The 23,529-nt window shown below is 61.2% G+C and carries 18 protein-coding genes; 5 read left to right on the forward strand and 13 right to left on the reverse strand.

Annotated features, from left to right (window positions below):
- Positions 1 to 22: 22 nt before the first annotated feature.
- From AC4QBL_RS13370 to AC4QBL_RS13385, 4 genes are all read right to left on the reverse strand, one after another.
- Positions 23 to 1,249 (reverse strand): M20 aminoacylase family protein, encoded by a 1,227-nt coding sequence (locus tag AC4QBL_RS13370; RefSeq protein WP_472900245.1) that lies wholly within the window; start codon positions 1,247 to 1,249, stop codon positions 23 to 25.
- 41 nt (positions 1,250 to 1,290) lie between these two features.
- Positions 1,291 to 2,271 (reverse strand): ABC transporter permease, encoded by a 981-nt coding sequence (locus AC4QBL_RS13375; protein WP_472907005.1) that lies wholly within the window; start codon positions 2,269 to 2,271, stop codon positions 1,291 to 1,293.
- Between the two features lie 64 nt (positions 2,272 to 2,335).
- Positions 2,336 to 3,907 carry an ABC transporter substrate-binding protein gene (locus AC4QBL_RS13380; RefSeq protein ID WP_472900243.1) on the reverse strand — a complete coding sequence of 524 codons (1,572 nt, stop codon included), beginning with the start codon at positions 3,905 to 3,907 and terminating at the stop codon, positions 2,336 to 2,338.
- A 184-nt stretch (positions 3,908 to 4,091) separates the two neighbouring features.
- Positions 4,092 to 4,892 (reverse strand): DUF3047 domain-containing protein, encoded by an 801-nt coding sequence (locus AC4QBL_RS13385; RefSeq protein ID WP_472907004.1) that lies wholly within the window; start codon positions 4,890 to 4,892, stop codon positions 4,092 to 4,094.
- 316 nt (positions 4,893 to 5,208) lie between these two features.
- Between AC4QBL_RS13385 and AC4QBL_RS13390 the strand changes: the two genes are divergently transcribed.
- The 4 genes from AC4QBL_RS13390 (at position 5,209) to AC4QBL_RS13405 (ending at position 7,793) form a co-directional block, all read left to right on the forward strand.
- On the forward strand, positions 5,209 to 5,559 hold the full coding sequence (locus AC4QBL_RS13390) for a ComEA family DNA-binding protein (RefSeq protein WP_472907003.1): 351 nt from the start codon (positions 5,209 to 5,211) through the stop codon (positions 5,557 to 5,559).
- Between the two features lie 260 nt (positions 5,560 to 5,819).
- Positions 5,820 to 7,034: a tyrosine-type recombinase/integrase gene (locus AC4QBL_RS13395; protein ID WP_472907002.1), complete on the forward strand. Its 1,215-nt coding sequence runs from the start codon at positions 5,820 to 5,822 to the stop codon at positions 7,032 to 7,034.
- A 75-nt stretch (positions 7,035 to 7,109) separates the two neighbouring features.
- Positions 7,110 to 7,469: a type II toxin-antitoxin system RelE/ParE family toxin gene (locus AC4QBL_RS13400; RefSeq protein ID WP_472907001.1), complete on the forward strand. Its 360-nt coding sequence runs from the start codon at positions 7,110 to 7,112 to the stop codon at positions 7,467 to 7,469.
- Positions 7,470 to 7,472: 3 nt separating this feature from the next.
- Positions 7,473 to 7,793: a helix-turn-helix domain-containing protein gene (locus AC4QBL_RS13405; RefSeq protein WP_472907000.1), complete on the forward strand. Its 321-nt coding sequence runs from the start codon at positions 7,473 to 7,475 to the stop codon at positions 7,791 to 7,793.
- Between the two features lie 365 nt (positions 7,794 to 8,158).
- Here the strand turns inward: AC4QBL_RS13405 and AC4QBL_RS13410 are convergent, their stop codons facing one another.
- The 8 genes from AC4QBL_RS13410 to AC4QBL_RS13445 form a co-directional block, all read right to left on the reverse strand.
- Positions 8,159 to 11,074, reverse strand: a complete 2,916-nt coding sequence (locus AC4QBL_RS13410; RefSeq protein WP_492131592.1) for a Tn3 family transposase — start codon at positions 11,072 to 11,074, stop codon at positions 8,159 to 8,161.
- A gap of 310 nt (positions 11,075 to 11,384) precedes the next feature.
- Positions 11,385 to 12,176, reverse strand: coding sequence for a phosphodiesterase (locus tag AC4QBL_RS13415; protein WP_472908468.1), 792 nt, complete (start codon positions 12,174 to 12,176; stop codon positions 11,385 to 11,387).
- A 15-nt stretch (positions 12,177 to 12,191) separates the two neighbouring features.
- The gene (locus AC4QBL_RS13420; RefSeq protein WP_031942803.1) at positions 12,192 to 13,454 is read right to left on the reverse strand and encodes an ABC transporter substrate-binding protein; all 1,263 of its coding nucleotides are present in this window, start codon (positions 13,452 to 13,454) and stop codon (positions 12,192 to 12,194) included.
- Between the two features lie 18 nt (positions 13,455 to 13,472).
- Positions 13,473 to 14,306 (reverse strand): carbohydrate ABC transporter permease, encoded by an 834-nt coding sequence (locus AC4QBL_RS13425; protein WP_026062489.1) that lies wholly within the window; start codon positions 14,304 to 14,306, stop codon positions 13,473 to 13,475.
- A complete protein-coding gene (locus AC4QBL_RS13430; RefSeq protein ID WP_167544086.1) occupies positions 14,303 to 15,175 on the reverse strand; it encodes a carbohydrate ABC transporter permease in 873 nt (290 codons plus the stop codon). Before AC4QBL_RS13430 ends, AC4QBL_RS13425 begins: the two co-directional genes overlap by 4 nt.
- 9 nt (positions 15,176 to 15,184) lie before the next feature.
- Entirely contained in the window at positions 15,185 to 16,327 is a 1,143-nt protein-coding gene (locus AC4QBL_RS13435) for an ABC transporter ATP-binding protein (protein ID WP_472908467.1), read from the reverse strand.
- Positions 16,320 to 17,033, reverse strand: coding sequence for an HAD family hydrolase (locus AC4QBL_RS13440; protein ID WP_472908466.1), 714 nt, complete (start codon positions 17,031 to 17,033; stop codon positions 16,320 to 16,322). The genes AC4QBL_RS13435 and AC4QBL_RS13440 overlap by 8 nt, the downstream gene beginning before the upstream one ends.
- Before the next feature lie 307 nt (positions 17,034 to 17,340).
- Entirely contained in the window at positions 17,341 to 20,256 is a 2,916-nt protein-coding gene (locus AC4QBL_RS13445) for a Tn3-like element IS1071 family transposase (protein WP_377553405.1), read from the reverse strand.
- Positions 20,257 to 20,514: 258 nt separating this feature from the next.
- Here AC4QBL_RS13445 and AC4QBL_RS13450 point away from each other — a divergent pair, with 258 nt between their 5' ends.
- Positions 20,515 to 21,627, forward strand: coding sequence for a hypothetical protein (locus tag AC4QBL_RS13450; RefSeq protein ID WP_162015742.1), 1,113 nt, complete (start codon positions 20,515 to 20,517; stop codon positions 21,625 to 21,627).
- A 440-nt stretch (positions 21,628 to 22,067) separates the two neighbouring features.
- Here the strand turns inward: AC4QBL_RS13450 and AC4QBL_RS13455 are convergent, their stop codons facing one another.
- Positions 22,068 to 23,420, reverse strand: a complete 1,353-nt coding sequence (locus AC4QBL_RS13455; RefSeq protein WP_162015743.1) for an alpha/beta hydrolase family protein — start codon at positions 23,418 to 23,420, stop codon at positions 22,068 to 22,070.
- Positions 23,421 to 23,529 lie beyond the last annotated feature (109 nt).

The raw sequence follows: 23,529 nt of genomic DNA on the forward strand, positions 1-23,529 counted from the left end.
ACGTTGAAAAGCAAATCTTGGATCACGCCGATTCGGTCAGCGGCATGCCGTGTTCCACCAGGCTGGCATGCAAGGCGGCGCCCAACGGCAGCACATCGTCGTTGAAGTCGTATCGGCTGTTGTGCAAATAGCACCCACCCATGCCGCTCTCAAGGCCCTGGCCGAGCCGCAAATAGGCGCCGGGCTTGACCTGCAGCATGAACGAAAAATCTTCGGCACCCATGCTCGGGTCCATGGCGCGGTCCACATGCTCATGGCCCACCAGCTTTTGCGCCACATCGGCGGCAAAGCGGGCCTCGTCGCGGCTGTTGATGGTGGCCGGGTAAATGCGCTCGTAATGCACATGCGCTGTGGCACCCAGGCCCAGGGCCACGCCCGAACACACCTCATGTATGCGGCGCTCCACCAGGTTTTGTACTTCGGGGCTAAAGGTGCGCACCGTGCCCACCAGCGTGGCCTTGCCGGGCATCACGCTGAAAGCACCCATGTCACCCGCCTGCATGGCGCACACGCTGATCACTGCGCTGTCAATGGCGCGCACGTTGCGAGAGACGATGCTCTGCAAGGCCGTGATCAGATGCGCCGACACCAGTACCGGGTCCACCGTCTGGTACGGGTGGGCGCCGTGGCCGCCTTTGCCCGTCACTTCAATCGTGATGCGGTCGGCCGACGCCATCATGGGCCCCGGGTTCACGCCCACGGTGCCGGGCTTCATCTGCGGCCAGTTGTGCATGCCGTAGACCGACTGCACCGGAAAGCGGTCAAACAGGCCGTCTTCGATCATGGCCTTGGCGCCGGCAAAGCCCTCTTCACCGGGCTGAAAGATCAGCACCGCGGTGCCGTCAAAGTGCCGCGTTTCGGCCAGATAACGCGCTGCCCCCACCAGCATCGCGGTGTGGCCGTCATGGCCGCAACCGTGCATCATGCCGGGCTTGGTGGACTTCCAGGCAAAGTCGTTGTGCTCGGTCATGGGCAGTGCGTCCATGTCGGCGCGCAGGCCCATCATGCGGCCACTGCCGCGCTCGCGGCCGTGAATCACGGCCACCACGCCGGTCTTGCCAATGCCGGTGTGGATCTCGTCCACCCCACACACTTTGAGCGATTCCACCACGCGCTGCGCGGTGTAGTGCTCTTCAAACCCGATTTCAGGGTGGGCGTGCAGGTCACGCCGCAGCGCCGTCAGCTCGGGGTGGAAGGCCGCAATGTGCGCAAACGCGCGGCCATGGGCTTTGATGCGAGGAGCCAGCATGTTGGTCTCTTTAAAGGCGTCGTTCCAGAAGCGTCAGAGGCTCAGTGTCCACCCGACTTTTCCACGCGAAGGCGCGGGTCGACGGCGAAATACAACAGGTCAACCACCAGGTTGATCACCACGAAAATGAGCGCAATCAGGCACAGGTAAGCGGCCATCACCGGAATGTCGGCAAACGTCACCGCCTGAATGAACAGCAAGCCCATGCCCGGCCACTGAAACACGGTCTCGGTGATGATGGCAAACGCAATCAGACCGCCCAGCTGCAAGCCCGTGATGGTCATCACCGGCACCAGGGTGTTTTTCAGCGCGTGGCCAAAGTGCACCGCCCGGTTGGTCAGGCCCCGGGCGCGGGCAAACTTGATGTAGTCGGTGCGCAGCACCTCCAGCATTTCAGCGCGCACCAGCCGCATGATCAGCGTGAGCTGAAAAATGGCCAGCGTGATCGCGGGCAACACAATGTGGTGCCAGCCCTTGGCCGTGAGAAGACCGGTGCTCCACCAGCCCAGCTGGGTCACGTAACCTCGGCCAAAGCTCGGGAACCAGCCCAGGTTCACGGCAAACACCAAGATCAACAAGATGCCGATCAGGAACGTGGGCAGCGACACGCCCAGCAGCGACACCGTCATGAACAACTGGCTAATGAACGTGCCCCGCTTGAGCGCCGCATAGACGCCCATGGGAATGCCCATCACCAAGGCCATCACCGCGGCCACCAGCGCGAGTTCCAGCGTGGCCGGAAAGCGCTCGGCAATCAGGCGCGACACCTTGGCGCCCTGGCGCAGGCTCAGGCCAAATTCCCCCTGCGAAGCGTTGGCCAGAAAATGCCAGAACTGCACCACAAAAGGTTGGTCCAGCCCCAGGTCGGCGCGCAGTTCGCGTATCTGGTCGGCCGTGGCGTCTTGCCCCAGCAAAAACACCACCGGGTCACCCACATACTGGAACAGCATGAACGCGATCAAGGCCACGCTGACCATGACGATCACGGCCTGCGCGAGCCGCCTGAGAATGAATGCAAACATTGTTTTTAGAATTAAAAAGGGGGCCAACCTTCACAGGCTGTGACCCCCTGCGACCGAGCTGAAATCAGTTTACCTTGATCAGGCGCCAGTCCAGCCGGTTGTCGGCGCGGTGCACCACGTCGATGTTTTTCTTCATGGCCCAGGGAATGATCTGGTTGTGCAGCGGAATGTGCGCCACGTCTTCGTTTTGCAACAGCAGCGCTTTGTTCAGCAATTCGGTGCGCAGCTTCAGATCGGTCTCTTTCTTGGTGCGCTCCACCAAAGCGTCCATTTGCGGGTTGCTGTAGCGGCCCACGTTGTAGTTGCCGTCGCCGCCCGCACCCAGCGAGCGCGTGAGCGACTGCAGGCTGTACAGCGCATCAAAGGTGGGCACGCCCCAGCCCAACATGTAAATGCTGGCTTCGTAGCGCTGGATCATGGGGAAATACGTCACCAGCGGCAGCGTACGCAGCTTGGCTTTCACGCCAATGCGCGCCCACATGGAGGTGACGGCCTGGCAAATCTGCTCGTCGTTGATGTAGCGGTTGTTGGGGCAGGCAAAGTCCACCTCAAATCCGTCTTTGTAACCCGCGTCGGCCAGCAGCTTTTGGGCAGCCGCCACGTCAAACGGGTAGCGCTTGTGCACCGCCTCGCTCCAGCCGTTCACCTGCGGCGCCACCAAGGCGCCAGTGGGCTGGCCCAGGCCGCGCAGCGTCACACGGGCAATGGTGTTGATGTCGATCGCCTGGTACAGCGCCTTGCGCACACGCTGGTCTTTCAGCGGGTTCTTGCCCTTGATGTTGCTACCCGGCAGCTCGTTGCGGTGCTGGTCCATGCCAAAGAAAATGGTGCGGTTTTCAATGCCGTCCACCACCTTCAGGCTGCCTTCCGAGCGCACACGGGGCAGATCTTGCGGGCTCGGGTCCAGCACAAAGTCCACCTCGCCCGACAGCAGTGCGGCCATGCGCGTGGCCACGGCCTTCACCGGGGTGTACACAATTTCGGTCGCGTTGCCTTCCATCTTGCCCCACCAGGCCGTGTTGCGGGACAACACCAGCTTCTGGTCGGGCTGCCATTCTTTCAGCACGAACGGACCGGTGCCGTTGGCGTTTCGGTGGGCAAAGTTCTCGTCTTTGGTGCGAATGTCTTTCGGCGCCACCGAGTTGTTTTTCTCGGCCCAGGCCTTGCTCATCATGCGCAGCTCGGTCAGCTGGTTCAGCAGCACCGGATTCGGGTCCTTGGTGAAGATGTCAATGGTGTTGGCATTCACCTTCACCACGCGGTCAATACCCTGGGTGTACACCGCAAAGTTCGACGTCTTGCTCATGGCGCGCTCAATGGAAAACACCGCGTCGTCGGCCGAAAACGTGGAGCCATCGTGAAACTTCACGCCGGTGCGCAACGTCAGGCGCAACTGGGTGGGGGTCACCTGCTTCCAGGCCGTGGCCAAAATGGGCTCGGGCTTGAACGTGCGGCTGTTGTAGTACACCAGTGACTCGTACACCGCCGCGTGCACGCCGTTGGCCAAGGCGTTGTTTTGCGAATGGATGTCCCAAGTGGGGATGTCGCTGGAGCTGGTCCATTTGAAGGTTTTGGCCTGCAGTCCACCAGCGGTCAAAGCCAGGGCTGCACAGAGAACGGTCAGTCGGTATTTCATTGGTTGACACCTGAATTACTTGTAGAAGTTCTTACTATGCAACATCCGTTCCTGGTTGAGCACGGTGCTAACCCGCATCCGTGATGCCCTCGAGACAGCGCCCCTGGCAAAACGCACCATCGAGCCCTACATTCACCCAAATTCAGCGTGCTTTAGCCAAAGTGATGCAACCGTTGAAGCGTCCTCAACGCATACTTTCTGTGACGCGGGGCAACAAGCTCAAGGCCCCGTACCAGGCTTTCAATCGGCTTTCCGTGTTGTCGGTGTCGGTCATCAAGGCCACCGCAATCAAAGGCCCGGGTGGCTCGCCAAACGCCTGCACAAAATCGGCGTACACATCGCGTTCGTGGTCGCGCCAGCGCCCCAGCTGGTCAGCGCCAGACTCCACCACCAGTTTTCGAATACGGTCGGTGCGCGGATTCACCACAACGGTGTCAGCCGGCTCGGTGTTGCTCCAAACATAAACCAGGCTGGCGTAAGGCAGCGGCTCACCCGTGAGCAGGCGCGTGAGTTCAGACAAGCGGTGTGTGCGCGGTGACAGCTTGGTCCAGTCGCCGTCAAAGGCCAACACAATGCGCACCGGCGAGTCCTCGTTCTGCGCATCGGCCAGGTCGGCACCGGGGGCCAGTCCGTCAATCTTCCAGGAAAAAGCCAGGCGTCCCGCCTGCACCGGCGCCGTGTCCATTTGCTGGCGCAAGATGCTCACCGACCGCTCGGCCGACACCACCAACGCCGGGCGGCCCTGAATGGCTGCCGCGTCAAACCGCGCAAACGCTTTGCCCGGCAACACAAACGGCTCCCATTCGCGCACCGTTTCGGGCGTATTGAACAAGCGCCGCGCCGCCTGCCGGGCCGCCTGGCTGTGCAGGGGCTTGGCGCGTTTCCCGGTAGTAGCCGGCTCGCCTGCATCCAGGCTTTCACTGCTGCGCTCGGCAGCCTCGTCTGGCCGCACCGTGGGCAGCGCGCAAGCCGCGAGCCCAACCACCCCCAAGAGCAACCCAACCCGCAGCCACCTCACAGAAACCACCCGCCCACGAGCGGCCCACGCACCACACCACCGGCGCAAGCCAGCGCCAAACCCCGGGTGTTGTCAAAACACATCTTTTTCACCCCATTTAAGCCAGAAAACGTCATAAAAGCCTCTGTATTGGGCGCTCAACAAGGCCTATCCCCCAATGAAGGGATGGGCCAAATACCAGCCACCTCCTACATTGGACCTTGGCAACACGTTGTTGCCAGCAGCCCACCCAAGGTGCGTCAAACCTGGGCTGTATCCACCCGGTCGTTCCAAGGAGGAATTTATGTTCAAAAAAACACTGGCGACGCTGCTCGCCCTCTTCGCCGCCGCCGCGTTTGCGGCTGTCGACGTCAACGAAGCCTCGGTGGCCGACCTCGACAGCATCAAAGGCATTGGCCCCGGCACCTCAGCCAAAATTGTGGAGCAGCGCAAGGTGGCCAAGTTTAAAGACTGGGACGACCTGGTGCAGCGCGTGTCCGGCATTGGCGACAAGCGCGCCGCCAAGCTCTCAGCCGAAGGCCTCACCGTGGGCGGCGCAGCGTTCAAAGCCAGCGACAAGAAAACCGTGGTCGCCAAAGCGACCAAACCCGCTGCAGCCGACAAAGCACCAGACGCAGTGCCCGCCAAGAAGTAAGCGCTTAAGGCAGAGCCACAACGCCACACCCCAACGCTGTGGGCTTTGCAGACATAAAAAAACCCGCCGAGGCGGGTTTTTTTATTTCAGGATGACTCCAGTACCGAACTTTGCTGGACTACGCCGAAGCCCGATACAGCAGGTTTATCAATAACTTAGGCGCGTCCATCATATGCCGGTGCTTTCCGAAACCTGACCCGGCTTGTGCCCGCATGGTTCCCATGTGGCCCCTGGAAACCGGGTCTTTCCAAGGAGTCATCATGGCGAAAACCAAGCTCACCAAGTCCGCAGTCGATGCGGCGCAACCTCAGGCCGAGGCCGTCGAACTACGGGACACGCTGGTGCCCGGCTTCCTGTGCAAGATTACACCAGCGGGCCGCAAGGTGTTCATGCTCCAGTACCGCACGAACGCCGGCGAGCGGCGCAAGCCCGCCCTGGGCTTGTTCGGCGAACTGACAGTGGAGCAAGCGCGCTCGCTGGCGCAGGAATGGCTGGCGCAGGTGCGCCGGGGCGGCGACCCGGCCGCCGACAAGGCGGCAGCGCGCAAGGCGCCCACGGTCAAGGAGCTGTGCGAGAAGTTCATGGAGGACCACTCCAAGCAGCGCAACAAGCCCAGCACGCAAGCCGGCTACCAGAAGTGCATCAACCGCAACATCATCCCAATGCTGGGCCGCATGAAGGTGCAGGACGTGAAGCGTCCGGACGTGGCTGGCGCGATGAAGAAGATGGCGCACAAGCCCGCCGACGCGAACCGCACGTTCAGCGTGATGCGCAAGATGTTCAACCTGGCCGAGGTCTGGGGCTACCGGCCGGACGGCACCAACCCGTGCCGCCACGTCCCGATGTATCCCAATGGACAGGCCACCCACCTCATCAGCGACGAGGAGATGGGCAAGCTGTTCCGGTATCTCGACTATCTGGAAACCGACGGGCTAGGCCTGGATCATGCGGTTCTGCCGCTGGCCATCCGGCTGCAATTCGAGTTCGCGGGGCGCCGCTCCGAGATCGTCTCGCTGCAATGGGATTGGGTGGATCTGGAGAACCGGCGCGTGGTCTGGCCCGACAGCAAGACTGGCGGCATGTCCAAACCCTTGAGCGAGGAAGCCTACCGGCTGCTGTCCACCGCGCCCCGCCAAGATGGGTGCCCGCACGTGTTCCCTTCGCCGAACCATCCGGGGCAGCACATGACCACGGGCGAGTATTACGGCGGCTGGACGCGCATCCTGAAGCGTGCCGATGTGAGCCACGTGGGCACGCATGGTATCCGCCACCGCTCGGCGACCGACATCGCCAACTCGGGGATTCCGGTGAAGGTCGGCATGGCCCTGACGGCGCACAAGACCGTGGCGATGTTCATGCGCTACGTTCACACCGAAGACAAGCCGGTGCGCGAGGCGGCCGAGCTGGTGGCCAACCGGCGCCAGGCCATCACGGGCGTCCGGCGCAACGCGCCGGCCGAGGCAGTGCCCGCCTGAGCTGCCAGCCCGGATTGTCGTGCCACTGTCACGACAATCCGGGGGCTTGCAATCTATACCTGAACGGATATAATCATGAACCCTGAACGCAAGCTGCTGTATTGGGAAGGCTCCTCGAAAAAGGACTTCAAGGCATTCCCCATCGACGTGCAGAAGGACATGGGCGTGGCTTTGTTCATCGTCCAGTTGGGCAGCACGCCGGATTCGGCCAAGCCCTGGAAGGGGCTGGGTTCCGGCGTGTACGAGCTGGTGGAAGATCACCGGGGCGATACCTTCCGGGCGGTCTACACCGTGAAGGTCGGCGACGCAGTGCATGTGCTGCATGCGTTCCAGAAGAAGTCCAAGTCCGGCATCGCCACGCCGCAGCCGGACGTGGAGTTGATCGAGAAGCGGCTGAAAGCAGTGCTCGCCCGCTATGGGGCGAGCGGGAGATAGATGATGACCCGTATCGACCATCCCGAAGGCACCGACAACGTGCTGGCAGACCTGGGCTTCGACGATGCCGAGGAACTGACGGCCAAGGCTGCGCTCGCCCTCAAGCTCAACACCCTGATCGGGCAACGCGGCCTGAGCCAGGTGGAAGCGGCGGCGATCACCGGCATGACCCAGCCCAAGGTGTCCCAGGTGCGCCGCTACAAGCTCCAGAACATCTCGCTGGAGCGGCTGATGCAGGCGCTGGTGTCGCTAGATCAGCGGGTCGAGATCGTGGTGCAGCCGGCGCGGCGCGCGCATGCAGCGGGCATCACGGTAGCGGCCTGACCAGAATGGACAGTTCCGTGGAGCATTCGCCAGGCAGTGTCTGGCGAATTTTCCGTCAGGTGTTCCGGGCCTGAAAACACAACCCCCGGCGGCAAGCTGAGGCACTGATCCTGTTGCTGCCGATTGATCGCTGCTGCCGTCGCATGGCAGCGGTGCTCAATTTCCCAGACAGTGTCTCGGAAATCTGGTGGTGCGTTCCACACACCACGTCGTCAGGCTCTCGGGGTCTCCTCGTTTTCAGTGCAATAAGTGACGGTACGAAAAGCTAGCACTGGCGCGGAGGTGGTGTTGGTAGATCGTTGATTTCATTGACTTTCCTGTTCACTTTCAAATCTGCGATTCGTGGCGTCAAACCGTGGTCGGTTTCATCCATTGGTGCCAGTTATCGATGCATTTGGCCGCGAAGGCAGGATTTGGTCAGCATAGCGGTCAACCGGGAAGCGAAACACACCCCGCAAGTTGATGCTCTCCAGCCTGGTGGGCGCAATCTTCCCGATCAGTTCCGGTGGAATGACCTGGCGGCGGTTCGACCAGCGATCCAGGACCGCCTGCATCTGTGAGGTATTCCACGCCATCACGATGTTGGCCATCAGGCTCAACGCATCGGCCACAGCCTGCATTTCATCGACACGTTTGGCCTGCGCCGGGCTGATCCGGCCGGTATAAATGGCGCGCTTGAGGGCGTTAACAGCCTCGCCCCGATTGAGCACCCGGCGCAACTCGTTCCTGAAAGCGTCCTTGACAAAGTAGTCAGCCAAAAACGCCGTACGCAGCAACCGCCCCAATTGCACGCCAGCCTCATAGATTGGATCGCCCTGGGCGGCAGAACCGAACCGCGCAAGAGCTGCCACCGCACTGGCATGTCCGCTCATGACCGAGGCTGCCAGGTGCACCAGACTATCCCAATGCTTTTCGATCAAAGCGACGTCGACATTGGCTTCGCACACCGCAGCGATTTCTGCGGGCACTTTGGTGCCGCGTGGCACAAAGAGGTGGCGCTGTTTGAGTTCCTTCAACCGCGGGCAAAGATCAAAACCAAGCAAACGGGCATGTGACATGGCAAAGTCGGTGTAGCCATGGGTATCCACAGCAAGCTGGCTGGTCTCCAGCTTTTCTTGGCGGATGACACCTTCAATGGCCACGCCCGCCTGGCGCTCATTGAGCACAAAGGGCTGCGCATGGAAGATGCCCCACCGGTCTTTTACATGGGAGTAGATTCCAATGGAAGGTGTGTTGCGCCGAGGATCAAGCCGGGCTTGCCACACCCGTTTGGTGGTCTCCATGGTCATCATGTCAGAAGATGCCAAATCGGACCGCCCCCAGGTGGCGGCAATCGGGTGTCGCTGCATGAATTCCAGCACAGCCTGGCAGGCCTGGCTCAGACGCCGTTCGTCCCGCGCCCAGCGCATGGCCTGGCGAATGCTGGTGGCAGACAATTGCGGAATCATGCGCGCGCATTCGACCGCAGTCAGACTGGTGCCGTGGGCCATGATGCCGGCATAGACCATCAGCAGCTCGTCGGTAGAGCGCGGCTCACGTCCGAGCATGATCCAGCTAAAGCGCACCTGGGCGTCAACGGCCAGAATCACTTCCGGCAATTGAACCTCACCGATGCGGTGATCCAAAGCCGCGCGCAGCTTGGTCACTTCTGGGTCTTCGTCTTCGGCGGGTAAAACTGAGAGGTGGAGTTCATCGTCGACGCGCAGTACGCCACTGCGTGCCGCCGCAGCCACAGCATCGACACCTGCAGTTACCTTGGCCAACAATGGCTTCAGAAAGGTGGCCGCCTTGCCGGGCAGCGACAGACGGGCATAGTGCTTCTTGGACTCGTCCTTCCAACGTTCGTCCGTGAAGAACAGGCGTGCACGGCCCCTAAAACTCAAGCTGTGCTCGATCCAGACCGATCCATTGCGCACCGCGCGGCGCAGGGCAAACAAGGTGGCAACCTCCAATGCCCGAAACGCCCGTTCCCGGTCTGGGCTGGATATGGCGGCTTGCCAGACCTTCCCCAGGCCTGGCGCGACAACGCCATCCGGCAACTTTCTGATGTTACTGGCGTAATAGGCGCTCAATTTCGTCAGGGCGTCGATGGTGGGATGCTCTCCGGTGGCTTGCCATGGAAGCTTTGCAATTGCCACAAGCAGTGAGCGTACGGGGCGAATGACATCAATCAATCCTTCGCGCACAAGGGAGGCCCGACTGGGTGGCTTGCGTTTCTGGGTTTCGATGACCAAGGCTTCAAGCCGTGCGCGCAGCTCGGCGTCCGGCACAGCGCCCTGGGCGCTCAAGGCCACGAGTTCGGCCAGTAGCGTTTTGTACATCGCCGCCCAGTTGACGGTGGCGGGGACCTCGGCAGCGGTCTGGCGCCACAGATCGGCAATCCGGCGCTGCACCATCAAAATCAACTGGTCCGTGGTGGTGAACAGGCAATACCGCAGAAAGCAGGCGACCTCCACGGTGCGCGCGGGTTCCTTGATCTTGGCGCCGGCAGACGGCGGCCGAGAGACTAGTCGGCGCGCGTAACGGCGCAAGATGAGATCGGGGATGTCGGTCAGGTGTTTATGAACGTCCAGCTCGTACAGCAGATCGATGCGTTCAAGTACCTCGCTGATTTGGCGGGTTGAGTGCTTGGCCGGCGCCGACCACAGCCAGCTTTGTTGGGTTTGTCCATCTGGGCGCAGCTCTGCAACCGAGGTTCGCCACCGATCAAGGGTTGCCGGATCGACGCTGGCGGCGATTGCAGCACCTGTCTCCGCTTCGAGCTGGGTGAGTGCGCTCGCAATCAAAGTCCGGATGGCCCGCTCGTGCACGATCACCAGCTTATTCTTGTACAGCCATTGGCGGGCCCTCCCGAGCAGTTGATCGCGGTCGGCGCAACGGGCCACTTCGTCCCGCAGTTCACGCACCAGGGAGCGGCGTTGGTGCTCGCTCATCCACCGAAAACCAAGGGCCGTGCACGCTACTTGCTGGTGATCGAACAGTGTCTTCTCCCGCCCGTACAGCGTGCGCAGCGAAGCCACATCAGGGGTGGCAATGCCAAGTTCCTCGCTCAAGTGGCGCCACAGGGCGACGGGAACCACCCGAAAGGCATACAGCAGGCGGCCACTCATGCGCAAAAACCCGATATGCAGCGCCAGACCGAGCTTGTGGGCGTCACCCCGGCGCGCATTGATTGCCTCGCGCTCTGCACCATCGAAGGTGAAAAACGCCTTCATCTCGAAGTCACTGATATCGCGGGGCAGCTCACGCATCCCCAAAAACGTCGTTTGCCAGTCCTGCATCGTGAACCCCATTAGCGGGAGGCCACGATACCCGCTTGAGAAGTGAACAGGAAAGCCAACAGAATCAACGATCTACCAACACCACCCCCGCGCCAGTGCTGGGTTTGCGTACCGCCAGTTATTGCACTGAAAACGAGGGGACCCCGAACAGGAGAGTTTTCTTCATGGACTTCTTTCGTTGGTTGAGATGCTTCAACGCGGTTTTACAAAGCCATGAAGCGTGGGTCTGTGCGCTGGCGCACTGCAACGTCCAAGGCACCAGCTTCGGTTGCTGGCCGTTGACGCTGAGCATGCCGGCCCTGCATCTGGGCTATGCGCCCAACCAGAATCGCTCGCTGCGATCGAGAAAGTCATGCAGGTGCACGAGCACCGAATCCTCGTCGAGCAGCACGACGCCGTACTGTGGCGGCTCGAAGCTGCCCGGGATGTCTTCCGATTCCCGAAGGTGCAGCGCCACCTGGTGGTTGGTTCCGCGCAATGTCGAGAACGGGATGCCGCGCCAGCTGCCCGAGATGGGGCGATGAATGTGGCCGAAGAACAAGTGCTTGACGCGGTGCTCGTGGCCCTTCAACGCCGTCAGCAACCATTCGTTGTCGACCAATCCGATTCGATCCGCGACCGGGATGCCAAGGTGGAATGCCGGATGATGCATGAACAGGAGCACCGGTGAATCATCCTCCGCCAAGCGCTGGGAAAGCCAGTTTGCCCGTTGCTCGCAGAAGACGCCGCAATGCGTTCCCGGTTCGTTGGTATCCAGAAACAGACCCCTGAACCTCCCGATGGCCTGCTCGTACTGGACGAACCCATTGCTGTCCACCGGCACCTGTGGGAAGCGCTCGCGGAAGTTGGTCCGGCTGTCGTGGTTGCCGAGAATCAGATGAACCGGCATTGGCAACCGCGCGCATTGCTCCGACAGCTGGCGGTAGGCGTCCGGGTGCCCGACATGTGCGAGGTCGCCCGTGATCACGCAAGACGCTGCGTCCGCGTGCTCGGCGATCACGCTGTCGATGCAGCGCTCGAACCGTTTGCCGGGGTCATGGCCGTAGAGGGCGCGACCCTGCTCGACAAGATGAATGTCCGTGATGTGGATGAACTTGTGCATGGTCGTGCCTTGCACTCAGCGCGGCAGCAATGCCTGGACGGCCTTGCTCATCTCGCTAAGGGCAACGGCGGGTTGCACCTCTTGCGAAACCACGGTCTGGAGGTGATCCTTGATTACGTCGGTAATCTTGAAGCCGTTGTCACCCGGAAACGCGTACGGGCCGGTGAGTACCGGCATCTGCGCGATGGCGGTCAGATGATTGGGGTTTGCCTTGTAGAAGGGCGCAAGCAGGTTCGGGTCGGTCGCTGGCAACGTGTTGGCCGGGAAGTAGCCGGTTGCCTTGACCATGGTCGTCGCGCCCAGCGGGCCGGTGGCGAACTTGATGTATTCCCAAGCAGCGGCCTGCTTGGCAGGATCCTTGGAAAACATCATCGCTGCATTGCCGCCGGCCGGCAGTCGGCCGTCCTTGGCAACGGGCATGCGGGCGGTACGAATCTCGAACTTGCCTCCCACCTGCTTCGTGATGCTGCCCAGGCGCGCAGTGGTTGTCGCCAGTACCGCGAGCTTGCCGCTCACGAAGTCCTGCAAGGCGGCCGAATAGGAGATGTTGCGCATCTCACCCTGCTTGACGAGCTGCTCGAGGGTCAGCATGGCGGCCTTGCCTGCGGGGCCGTCGAAGGCCACCTTCTTCTCGTCGGCGGTCAACATGGTGCCGCCGTTGCTGAAGACCAGCACCTGCCACATCCAGTTGCCCGTGATGTCCCACTCGACGTGAAGGCTCTCGGTGCCGGGCGTTGCCGCCTTCGACTTTTTGGCCGCGTTCATGATGGCATCCCAGTTCATGGGAAAGCGATCGGGCTCCACGCCCGCCTTGCGCATCAGGTCGGCGTTGTAGTAGATGACGGGTGTAGACAGCGCGAAGCCGATGCCGACCTGCTGACCCTTGACTTGCCCCAGTGAAAGCAACGCTTGGTCGTAACCCATCCCCGCCCAGCCCTTCTCCGCCTTGATGAAGGGCGTCAGGTCGACAGCGAGCCCACGGTCGGCAAACACGCGCAGACGATTGAGGCCCTGATAAGACACATCGGGGAGCTGGCCCGTGACGGCCTGGCGCAGAACCTGTTGTGCCGCGACCTCGTAGTCAGACGTGGGCGCACGGAACGTGACCTTGTACTGGGGGAACTTCGCCATGAAGTCTTTTGCGATTGATTCATGGACCTCTTTGAAGAGATCAGCGTACGCGTAGTCGATCACGATCTCAGTCGGTTGCTGAGCCTGTGCCAGGCCGGTGGTCATTAACACGGCCAGTGCGGCGGTTTTCTTAAACAGTTGTTTCATTGCTTGATTCCTTGCGGTTTAACCTTTGACGCCGGTGAGCGTCACACCTTCGATGAAGCGCTTTTGCGCGACGACGAACAACAGCACCAGCGGCGCCGTGATCAGCACCGTGCCGGCCATCAAAGGACCGAACGCGCTGCCTGCTTCCTCATTGCGGAAGAACATGGTTCCCAATGGCGGTGTCGCCAGATCGGGTGAATTGATGACCAGGAGGGGCCAGAAATAGTCGTTCCAGTGCCAGACCACCGAGAAGATCGAGAACGCCAGCAAGGCGGGCATGGCGGTGGGCAGCATCACGCGCCAGACGATCTCCAGCTCACCCATGCCGTCCAGCCGCGCGGCATGGATCAGGTCGTCGGGCACGGTGCGAAAGAACTGCCGCATCAGGAAGATGCCGAACGCCGACACGCTGAAAGGCAGGATCAGCGCGCCCATCGTGTCGAGCAGACCTGCGTGGTACAGCATCACGTAGAGTGGGATGGCCGTGGCCTGGTACGGCACCATGAGCGCAAGCATCACCAGGCGCCATGCCCACGGCTTGCCGCGGAACGACAGCTTGGCGAAGGCGTAGGCGGCAGGCAGCGCCACCAGGATCTGAAGCACCAGGATCCCCGCGCAGACGAGAACGCCGTTCCACAGGTAGCGCAGCAAGGGGACCTTGGTCAGCGCCAGGGTGTAGTTCTCGACCGCGGCAAAGCGCGTCGGAAAGAGATGGATCTCGCTGCCGAAGATTTCGTCGGCGGGCTTGAGCGAGGTCAGCACCATCCAGATGAAGGGCATCAGGAAGACGAGCGCCACGGCCATCAGGACCCCGTGGCGAAGGATCCGAAAGGAAGGAGAAGGACGTTTCATGCGTAGTGCGTCCGGCGCTCCAGCGCGGCGTGCTGGATCTGGGTCAAGAGGAAGATGCCTGCAATGAAGACGACCGTCATGGCGCTGGCGTAACCCATGCGGAAGAAGCTGAAACCTTCGGTGTAGATCGTGTGGAGCAGCACCTCGGTGGCCTTGTTCGGCCCGCCCTTCGTGAGCACATGCACGGTGTCGAAGACCTGCAGGGCGCGGATGGCGCACACGGTGATGACGAACAGGGTGGTGGGGCCCAGCAACGGCCAGGTGACGAAGCGGAATCGATCGAAGGCGCCTTCGATGCCGTCGAGTTCCGCCGCATCGCGCACGTCGCGCGGAATCCCTTGCAGCCCGGCCAGGAAGAACACCAAGGCCAGCCCGGACATCTGCCAGATGCCGATCGCGGCGAGCGAGTACAGCGCGAGCCGGCGGTCGTTGAGCCAGTTCTGGGGCGAGATACCGACCTGCATCAGCAGGTGATTGACGAGCCCGGCGCTCGGATGCAGCAGGAACTCCCACACGACCGCCATGGCGATCAGCGTCGATGCGGCCGGCATGAAGAAAGCCGTTCGGTAGAAGCCGCGTCCCGATCGATCGGATTCGATCAACAGGGCGAGGCTCAGGCCCAGCGCGATCGAGCCCCCGGTGACCAGTACCAGGTAGACGAGGGTGTTGGTCACGGATTTCCGAAAGACTTCGTCCGACCAGAGTTCGGCATAGTTCTGCAGGCCGACCCAGTTCAGCGTGGTGGCGCCGAACTGCCAATCGGTCAGGGACATCAGAACGACAGCCAGCACGGGGATGAACAGCAGCAGCGTCGCGAGAAGTCCCGCGGGTGCGAGAAGCGACGCTGTGGAGAGGGGACGGATGCGCATCGTCGGCTTTCAGGCCACGCGAACCAGCGCGTCGCATCGGTCGATCGACAGGCGCTGACCGCCTGCATCGAAGACATGCAGGGCTTCCCACGGCACCGTGACCTCGAACTCGGCCCCTGCGCGCGCAGCCGTGCCTGCCGGGAGGCAGACGATGCAGGCCTCACCCTGGCTCGGCAGGGTCAGCGTGGCCATCAATTCGGTCCCCGCGTATTCCACATGGCCGACCACGCCGCGCACGGTGAGGCCATGCGCCTTGGCCAAGGTGACCGCCTGAGGCCGGAAGGCGACATGGCAGGGCCCACTGTTCACCGCGGTATTCGCGATGCGTTGCGCCAGGCAATGGATCTCGCCGTTGGCGCGGATCTCGCCCGGCACGACGTTGATCCGCGGCGCGCCGACGAATCGCGCGACTTCGAGGCTTCGGGGTCGCATGTACAGATCTTCGGGTGGCGCCACCTGAAGGATGCGGCCTTCGCGCATGACCGCCACACGGTCCGACATGGACATGGCTTCGTGCTGATCGTGTGTGACGTAGATGAACGTCACGCCCAGTTGGTCGTGAAGCTGGCGGATTTCGGCACGCAGCGCATGGCGAAGGTTGGCGTCGAGATTCGAGAGAGGCTCGTCGAACAGGAACACGGAAGGGTGGCGAACCATTGCACGCGCCAGTGCCACGCGTTGGCGCTGGCCGCCCGACAGATGGGCCGGCTTGCGATCGAGCAATCCGTCGATGGCAAGTCGTCGTGCGACCTCCTGTGCGCTGGCATGTATGTCGGCGAGCCTGCGGCGCACCGCAGGAGACACCAGGCGCGCGCCCGGCAGGCGACCCCAGAATCCGAGGCCGCGCATCACCAGCGGCATCGAGATGTTCTCGCGCACGGTCATGTGCGGATACAGCGCATAGGACTGGAACACCATCGCGCAGTCCCGCGCGCTGGGCGACAGGGCGAGCAAGTCGCGGTCTCCCATGCGGATCGAGCCGGTGTCGGGCGTGTCCAGGCCGGCGATCAGCTTCAGCAAGGTGGACTTGCCGCAACCGGACGCGCCCAGCAAGGTGAGGAACTCGCCGTCGCGCACGGTCAGGTCGAGTTCCTGAAGAACGGCCGCGTTGCCGTAGCGTTTGGTCAGGCCCGAGATCTGGATGTCAGACATGGTGATTCGTCTCCGTCGTTGACTGAGTCGATGTCCGGGCGGCCATCCAGCTGTGGAATTCTGCGTAGTCTGAAAACGCCACGGTGCAGGGGCGCAAGTCGTCAGGGTCCGCGGCGTAGCCGCCCAGGTGAGCCGCCAGCGGTACGCCAGCCGCCTGAGCGCATGCCGCGTCGATGCCGGAGTCCCCGACGAAGAGCGCTGTCTGCGGCGTCGCGCCCAACTGGGTCAGTGCGAGGTGCAACGGCGCGGCGTCCGGCTTGGGATGCTCGGTGTCGCCCAGGCCCACGATCGCGTCGAAGAAGCCGGTCAGTGCTGCCTTGTCCAGCAGCGTGCGTGTGGAGTCTTGATCGCGGTTCGTGCAGATGCCCAGGGCGATGCGCTGCGAACGAAGCATCGACAGCAGATCGAGAGCGCCGTCGTACACCACGGCCTGGTGCAGCCAGTGCGATGCGTAGCGGTGCTCGAAGGCATCTTCGAGTCGCGAGGCCAGCGCGAGCGGCACAGACGCCGCCTGAAGCCGGAGCGCGCTCTGGAAGAGGGCGGTGATGCCCTGGCTCAAGGCGGGACGAAGATGCTGCGGCTCGACGGCCTGCAATCCGGCCAGCACAAGCACCTCGTTGGCGGCCGCTGCGAGGGAGGGCAAGGTGTCGAAAAGGGTTCCATCGACATCAAAGACGACTGTTCGTATTTGATCGTTAGTGTTCATGAACTGGATGCTACGAACATGATGAGTCAAACTCGTGACAAATACGGGCGGTACAGTTTCCGCACCGATCACGCGCACACCTCGCGCGTCAACCGTCCTGAGATGCAAGAAAACAGATGCTCAAAGCAGCTCGCCAGAAAGAAATCGTCGCCCTGTTGCAAGGAGGGGTCTCCTCGTTTTCAGTGCAATAAGTGACGGTACGAAAAGCTAGCACTGGCGCGGAGGTGGTGTTGGTAGATCGTTGATTTCATTGACTTTCCTGTTCACTTTCAAATCTGCGATTCGTGGCGTCAAACCGTGGTCGGTTTCATCCATTGGTGCCAGTTATCGATGCATTTGGCCGCGAAGGCAGGATTTGGTCAGCATAGCGGTCAACCGGGAGGCGAAACACACCCCGCAAGTTGATGCTCTCCAGCCTGGTGGGCGCAATCTTCCCGATCAGTTCCGGTGGAATGACCTGGCGGCGGTTCGACCAGCGATCCAGGACCGCCTGCATCTGTGAGGTATTCCACGCCATCACGATGTTGGCCATCAGGCTCAACGCATCGGCCACAGCCTGCATTTCATCGACACGTTTGGCCTGCGCCGGGCTGATCCGGCCGGTATAAATGGCGCGCTTGAGGGCGTTAACAGCCTCGCCCCGATTGAGCACCCGGCGCAACTCGTTCCTGAAAGCGTCCTTGACAAAGTAGTCAGCCAAAAACGCCGTACGCAGCAACCGCCCCAATTGCACGCCAGCCTCATAGATTGGATCGCCCTGGGCGGCAGAACCGAACCGCGCAAGAGCTGCCACCGCACTGGCATGTCCGCTCATGACCGAGGCTGCCAGGTGCACCAGACTATCCCAATGCTTTTCGATCAAAGCGACGTCGACATTGGCTTCGCACACCGCAGCGATTTCTGCGGGCACTTTGGTGCCGCGTGGCACAAAGAGGTGGCGCTGTTTGAGTTCCTTCAACCGCGGGCAAAGATCAAAACCAAGCAAACGGGCATGTGACATGGCAAAGTCGGTGTAGCCATGGGTATCCACAGCAAGCTGGCTGGTCTCCAGCTTTTCTTGGCGGATGACACCTTCAATGGCCACGCCCGCCTGGCGCTCATTGAGCACAAAGGGCTGCGCATGGAAGATGCCCCACCGGTCTTTTACATGGGAGTAGATTCCAATGGAAGGTGTGTTGCGCCGAGGATCAAGCCGGGCTTGCCACACCCGTTTGGTGGTCTCCATGCTCATCATGTCAGAAGATGCCAAATCGGACCGCCCCCAGGTGGCGGCAATCGGGTGTCGCTGCATGAATTCCAGCACAGCCTGGCAGGCCTGGCTCAGACGCCGTTCGTCCCGCGCCCAGCGCATGGCCTGGCGAATGCTGGTGGCAGACAATTGCGGAATCATGCGCGCGCATTCGACCGCAGTCAGACTGGTGCCGTGGGCCATGATGCCGGCATAGACCATCAGCAGCTCGTCGGTAGAGCGCGGCTCACGTCCGAGCATGATCCAGCTAAAGCGCACCTGGGCGTCAACGGCCAGAATCACTTCCGGCAATTGAACCTCACCGATGCGGTGATCCAAAGCCGCGCGCAGCTTGGTCACTTCTGGGTCTTCGTCCTCTGCGGGCAATGGCGACAAATGGAGTTCATCATCCACGCGCAGTACGCCACTGCGGGCTGCAGCGGCCACCGCATCGACACCGGCAGTTACTCTGGCCAGCAAAGGCTTCAAGAAAGTGGCAGCCTTGCTGGGTAACGATAGACGGGCATAGTGTTTCTTGGACTCTGCCTGCCAACGCTCGTCCGTGAAGAACAAGCGCGCACGACCCCGAAAGCTCAGGCTGTGCTCAATCCAGACCGAGCCATTGCGCACCGCGCGGCGCAGGGCAAACAGGGTGGCCACCTCCAACGCCTGAAACGCCCGTTCCCGGTCTGGGCTGGAGATCGAAACCTGCCAGATCATTCCCAGACTTGGTGCCACCACTTCAACTGGCAGCTTTCTGGATCCTTTGAGATATAAAGCTTGCAGCTTGGCAAGGTACTCGATGGCAGGATGCTCGCCGGTGGCCTGCCAGGGCAGCTTTGCAATGGCGACGAGCAACGACCGCACGGGGCGAATTCCATCAATCAATCCCTCGCGGACCAGGGAGGCCCTGCTCGGTGGTTTGCGTTTCTGGGTTTCGGTGATCAAGGCTTCAAGACGGGCACGCAACTCAGCATCTGGCACCGCACCTTGCGCGCTCAAGGCAACAAGTTCGCCGAGCAGCGTTTTGTACATTGCGGCCCAATTGACGGTAGCGGGGACATCGGCGGCAGCCTGACGCCACAGATCGGCGATCCGGCGCTGCACCATAAGGATCAACTGGTCTGTGGTGGTGAACAGGCAATACCGAAGAAAGCATGCGACCTCCACGGTGCGCGCTGGCTCTTTGATCTTGGCTCCGGCTGAGGGCGGCCTGGAGACAAGTCGGCGCGCGTAGCGGCGCAAGATGAGATCGGGGATGTCTGCCAGGTGCTTATGAACGTCCAGCGTGTAAAGCAGGTCGATGCGCTCCAGTACCTCGCTGATTTGGCGGGTTGAGTGTTTCGCCGGTGCAGCCCATAGCCAACTCTGCTGGGTTTGTCCATCTGGGCGCAGCTCTGAAACTGAGGCTCGCCAGCGATCAAGTGTTGCTGGATCAACGCTGGCGGCGATGGCGGTGCCTGTTTCAACTTCAAGCTGGGCAAGTGCCGCCGCAATCAGTGTCCGAATTGCCCGCTCGTGCACGATCACCAGCTTGTTCTTGTACAGCCATTGACGCGCCCGCACGAGTAGCTGATCGCGGTCGGCGCAGCGCGCCACTTCGTCGCGCAGTTCACGTACCAGTGAGCGGCGCTGGTGCTCGCTCATCCACTGGAATCCAAGGACCGTGCAGGCTACTTGTTGGTGATCGAATAGCGTGCGCCCGCGTTCATACATGGCTCTCAGCGAGGCGACTTCTGGTGCTGCAATGCCAAGCTCGTTGCCAAGGTGGCGCCACAAGGCTACTGGAATTACCCGAAAGGCACCGAGCAAACGCCCACTCATGCGCAGGAAACCAATATGGAGCGCCAGACCAAGCTTGTGGGAATCACCTCGGCGTGCATTGATTGCGTCGCGCTCGGCACCATCGAAGGTGAAAAATGCCTTCATCTCGAAGTCGCTGATATCGCGGGGGAGCCCACGCATCCCCAAAAACGTTGTGTGCCAACCCTGCATCGTGAACCTCAAAAGTGGGAGGCCACCATACCCGTTTACAAAGCGAACAGGAAAGTCAATGAAATCAACGGTCTACCCAGACCACCCCCGCGCCAGTGCTAGCTTTGCGTACCGTCACTTATTGCACTGAAAACGAGGAGACCCCGGCAAGCAGTTCTCGACGCAGTTCCAGACGGTGACCGGTTCCTGCGCAGTGCAGTCGAGCGCCATCGTCTTTGGCTCAAGGAGTTTGGCGAGAAGGGCGTCGCTAAGAGCCTCGTGGATGCATCAGCCTCATTGCAGTCGGTCGCCACCATTGCCGAGTTCGAGTCCATCTGCAAAACACTGGCGGGCATACCGTTGCCGATCGGGGTGTTCTCGGAGGAGCGGCCACGCATTCCGGCCGGTCCGAAACAAGTTGAAGAGCGCCCACGGCCTACTGAGCTCTCAGTAGCCTTCTTGAAGTTCCAGCTTGGTGGCCAACCAGCGGCCAACATCCACCACCTGGTTCCGCGCGAATTGCATGACATGGAGATCGAGGTCAGAGTCTCTCGATGGCCAGAGGGTGCCACGCACCTGGTGCTGACGCCGATCTCGGCAGAGCCCAGGAGCACCTACGAGCTCTCCGAGTTCACGTTCACGAAGCCGTCCACAGAGCCGCCGTACACGCTCATCCAGACGGGTCGTGCGGCTCTCCAGATCGCACAGGGACTGAAATCGAGGCCTTTCGAGTTCAAATACACGGCGGCATTCCAACCTGCCAGCGCAGAGCAGCCCGTTGCTGTCGTCGGCCACCGTACGCTTTTGGTGGAGGGCTTCGACATACGGGTCAACTCGATAACCGGCTATCAGCCTGTCGACGAAAAGATCCTGTTGATCCGCGATCTACTAAGACGGGAAGGCTGGGCAAATGCCGAGGAGCTGTCGGACATTCTTGAGCTGCTGACCAGTCTGGGCAATCTTGCTGGGAGAGCAGTTCAAGACGCCGTGTTCGATGGCGCGTGGGGCGAGAAAGAATTCCAAGTCCAGGTTCGAAAGGACCTTCGCCGGTCGCCTCGCATCGGGTCGGATCTGGAGGAGCACGCCGCGGCCGCAGGGGGCTTCACTGACTTGAGCCTTCGAGGAATCACGATCGAGCTCAAGGAGACGGACACGCGGATCAAACAGATGGAAGACTGCCGCAAGTTTGTCGAGCAAGCTGCCAGCTACGCGGTGGCCAAGGGCAAGCGCGTAGCTCTTTTGTGCATTCTGGATACCAGCGCCAAAGACTCTGCGCCTTGGTCGGCGGCCGACGGCATCGACGTTCTGATGTCAGCACCGCCAGCCAACGTGGCGGTCATCACGCTCGTCATCCAGGGGAACATCACTCGTCCGAGCAAGTTGTCCCGTTGAGGCCTTAGTCGCCTCGCTGGATGTCAAACGCGCACGACATCGTCAGTCAAGTTCCGGGTCTGAATTGGCAGCCCCTTGCAGGTTCTTGCTCGAGTCGCAGCTTTCCTTGGGGGCCTTGAAACTGACCACATCGAACTGAACCGCCCCGGGGCGATTCAAACAAGGAGCCGAGATGCCGCAAAGGAGTCGTTGCTGAACCTCAGCAATCAGTCTTGACCCGACTTTCGCCGCCACCGGCGCCACGACCGCTGCTAGGTGCAATCGCCAGTTTGAGCACCGCGACCCGCTTTATCGAAGCTCCTCGCCCGTTCTCCTTGACAACGGCACGGGTCTCCTGATGCCGGCAACCCACCGATCGGTTGAACAACGCGTCTCCTGAAGATGCGCATAGGTCCGCCAATCCTCTCGGTCTCGCAGGTCGGAGTACAGCAGAACATGGTTTACTTGAACCTAGCTCTAGTCCAGTTCCCAACGTAGTCGAACAGATTCTTCACACTGTTCGAATAGGCCCCATCCGGCGCACCGCAGTTGCCGCATGGCGTGAATCCGTGGGTAGCGCCTTCGATAAAAACAAGGTCCTTGTCGGTGCTCTTCGAATTCTCGAACTCCTCTTCCGAGTCGCGGATGAACAGATAGCCACCCATGCCGGCAACCAGAGTCGGCGCCGAGATGGACCTCACGGCACAGACGGTGGAGTTGTTGCTGGAACAGTGGTCAATACCATCCAGCGAGTTGTTCGACATCACCGCTTGTGTGCTCAGGAAGGAGCGGATGCTCAAGAGCTTGGTGCCGCGATCGAACGCATTGGTTGAATCCTTCGTCTGCAGCTCAACCGGGCTGACCGACACCACCATCTGTTCCGAGATGGAGCCGTCGTTCTTGAGCAGCTTGCGCGGCAGCTTGGTAAAGCGTAGCTTGTCTTTGGGATCCAGGCTGTGCAACTGTGATGCGCCGCCAGGGCCAGCACCGGGATTGCCACCATGCGGGATGAGGAAGATGTCGTTGTCTGGATACGGGCCGCTACCGGCTTGGAGCGCACGGCGCTTTGCGAGCGCCGATTCGATCAACGCGTTCATGCGCTTCGACTGGGCGGCGTAGTAGCGGGCCTGGAAGTCGGCCGTGTACGCGGAGGCACCGCTGGGGTTATATCCATTCGCGGGGTTATAGGGGTCCAGCGCGGGATCGAAGCTCTTCGGCGTTTCATTGACGACCGACCCGTTCAGACTGCGCAACAAGATGACTGGCACGCCCGGGTGCGCGTCGGCCAGCACCAGTGCATCGCCTTTGGGCAGGTTGGCGAGTTCATCGCGGCAAGGAACGAGTTTCTGCGGGCTCTTGCAGAATGCGGTGCCATTTTCTGCAACGGCCTGGTAGTAGCTGAGGGTTGGCCCCCCGCCGCTGTGACCGAACAAGACCACCTTCTCGATACCTGCCTGCTTGCGCAGGTATTCCATGCCGGCCTTGACATCCAGTGCGATGAGGTCCCAATCAACAAGGAATTCGTTGTTGTCGAAGCGCGTGTTCATGCACAGCGCGGCAAAACCTCGCTTGGGCAATTCTTGGCATCCAGGGTGCTGCAGATAGTTGCTCGTGCGATGCACGATCAGGAACGCAACGCGCGGCGCAGGCCCGGAATCTGGCTTGTAGTACATGGCCTTGGCGGGGCCAAGACCGATGTAGGTCGGATTGCCTTGCGCCTGGCTGGATGCCGCCGCAAACACCGTCAGGCCAGCTACTGCAATCTGGAGAAGCTTTGCAGCTCTCTTCCAACCCGAACAAAGCTTCTGATTCACATGGGCCTCCATATTCTGTACTGGCACTTCGCCGAACTCGCGGCCGAATTGCGTGGGGAATCAAACTACCGAACTACCGAACTACCAAACGATCAAACTGACGTATGCC

The organism is Hydrogenophaga sp. L99 (assembly GCF_058731905.1).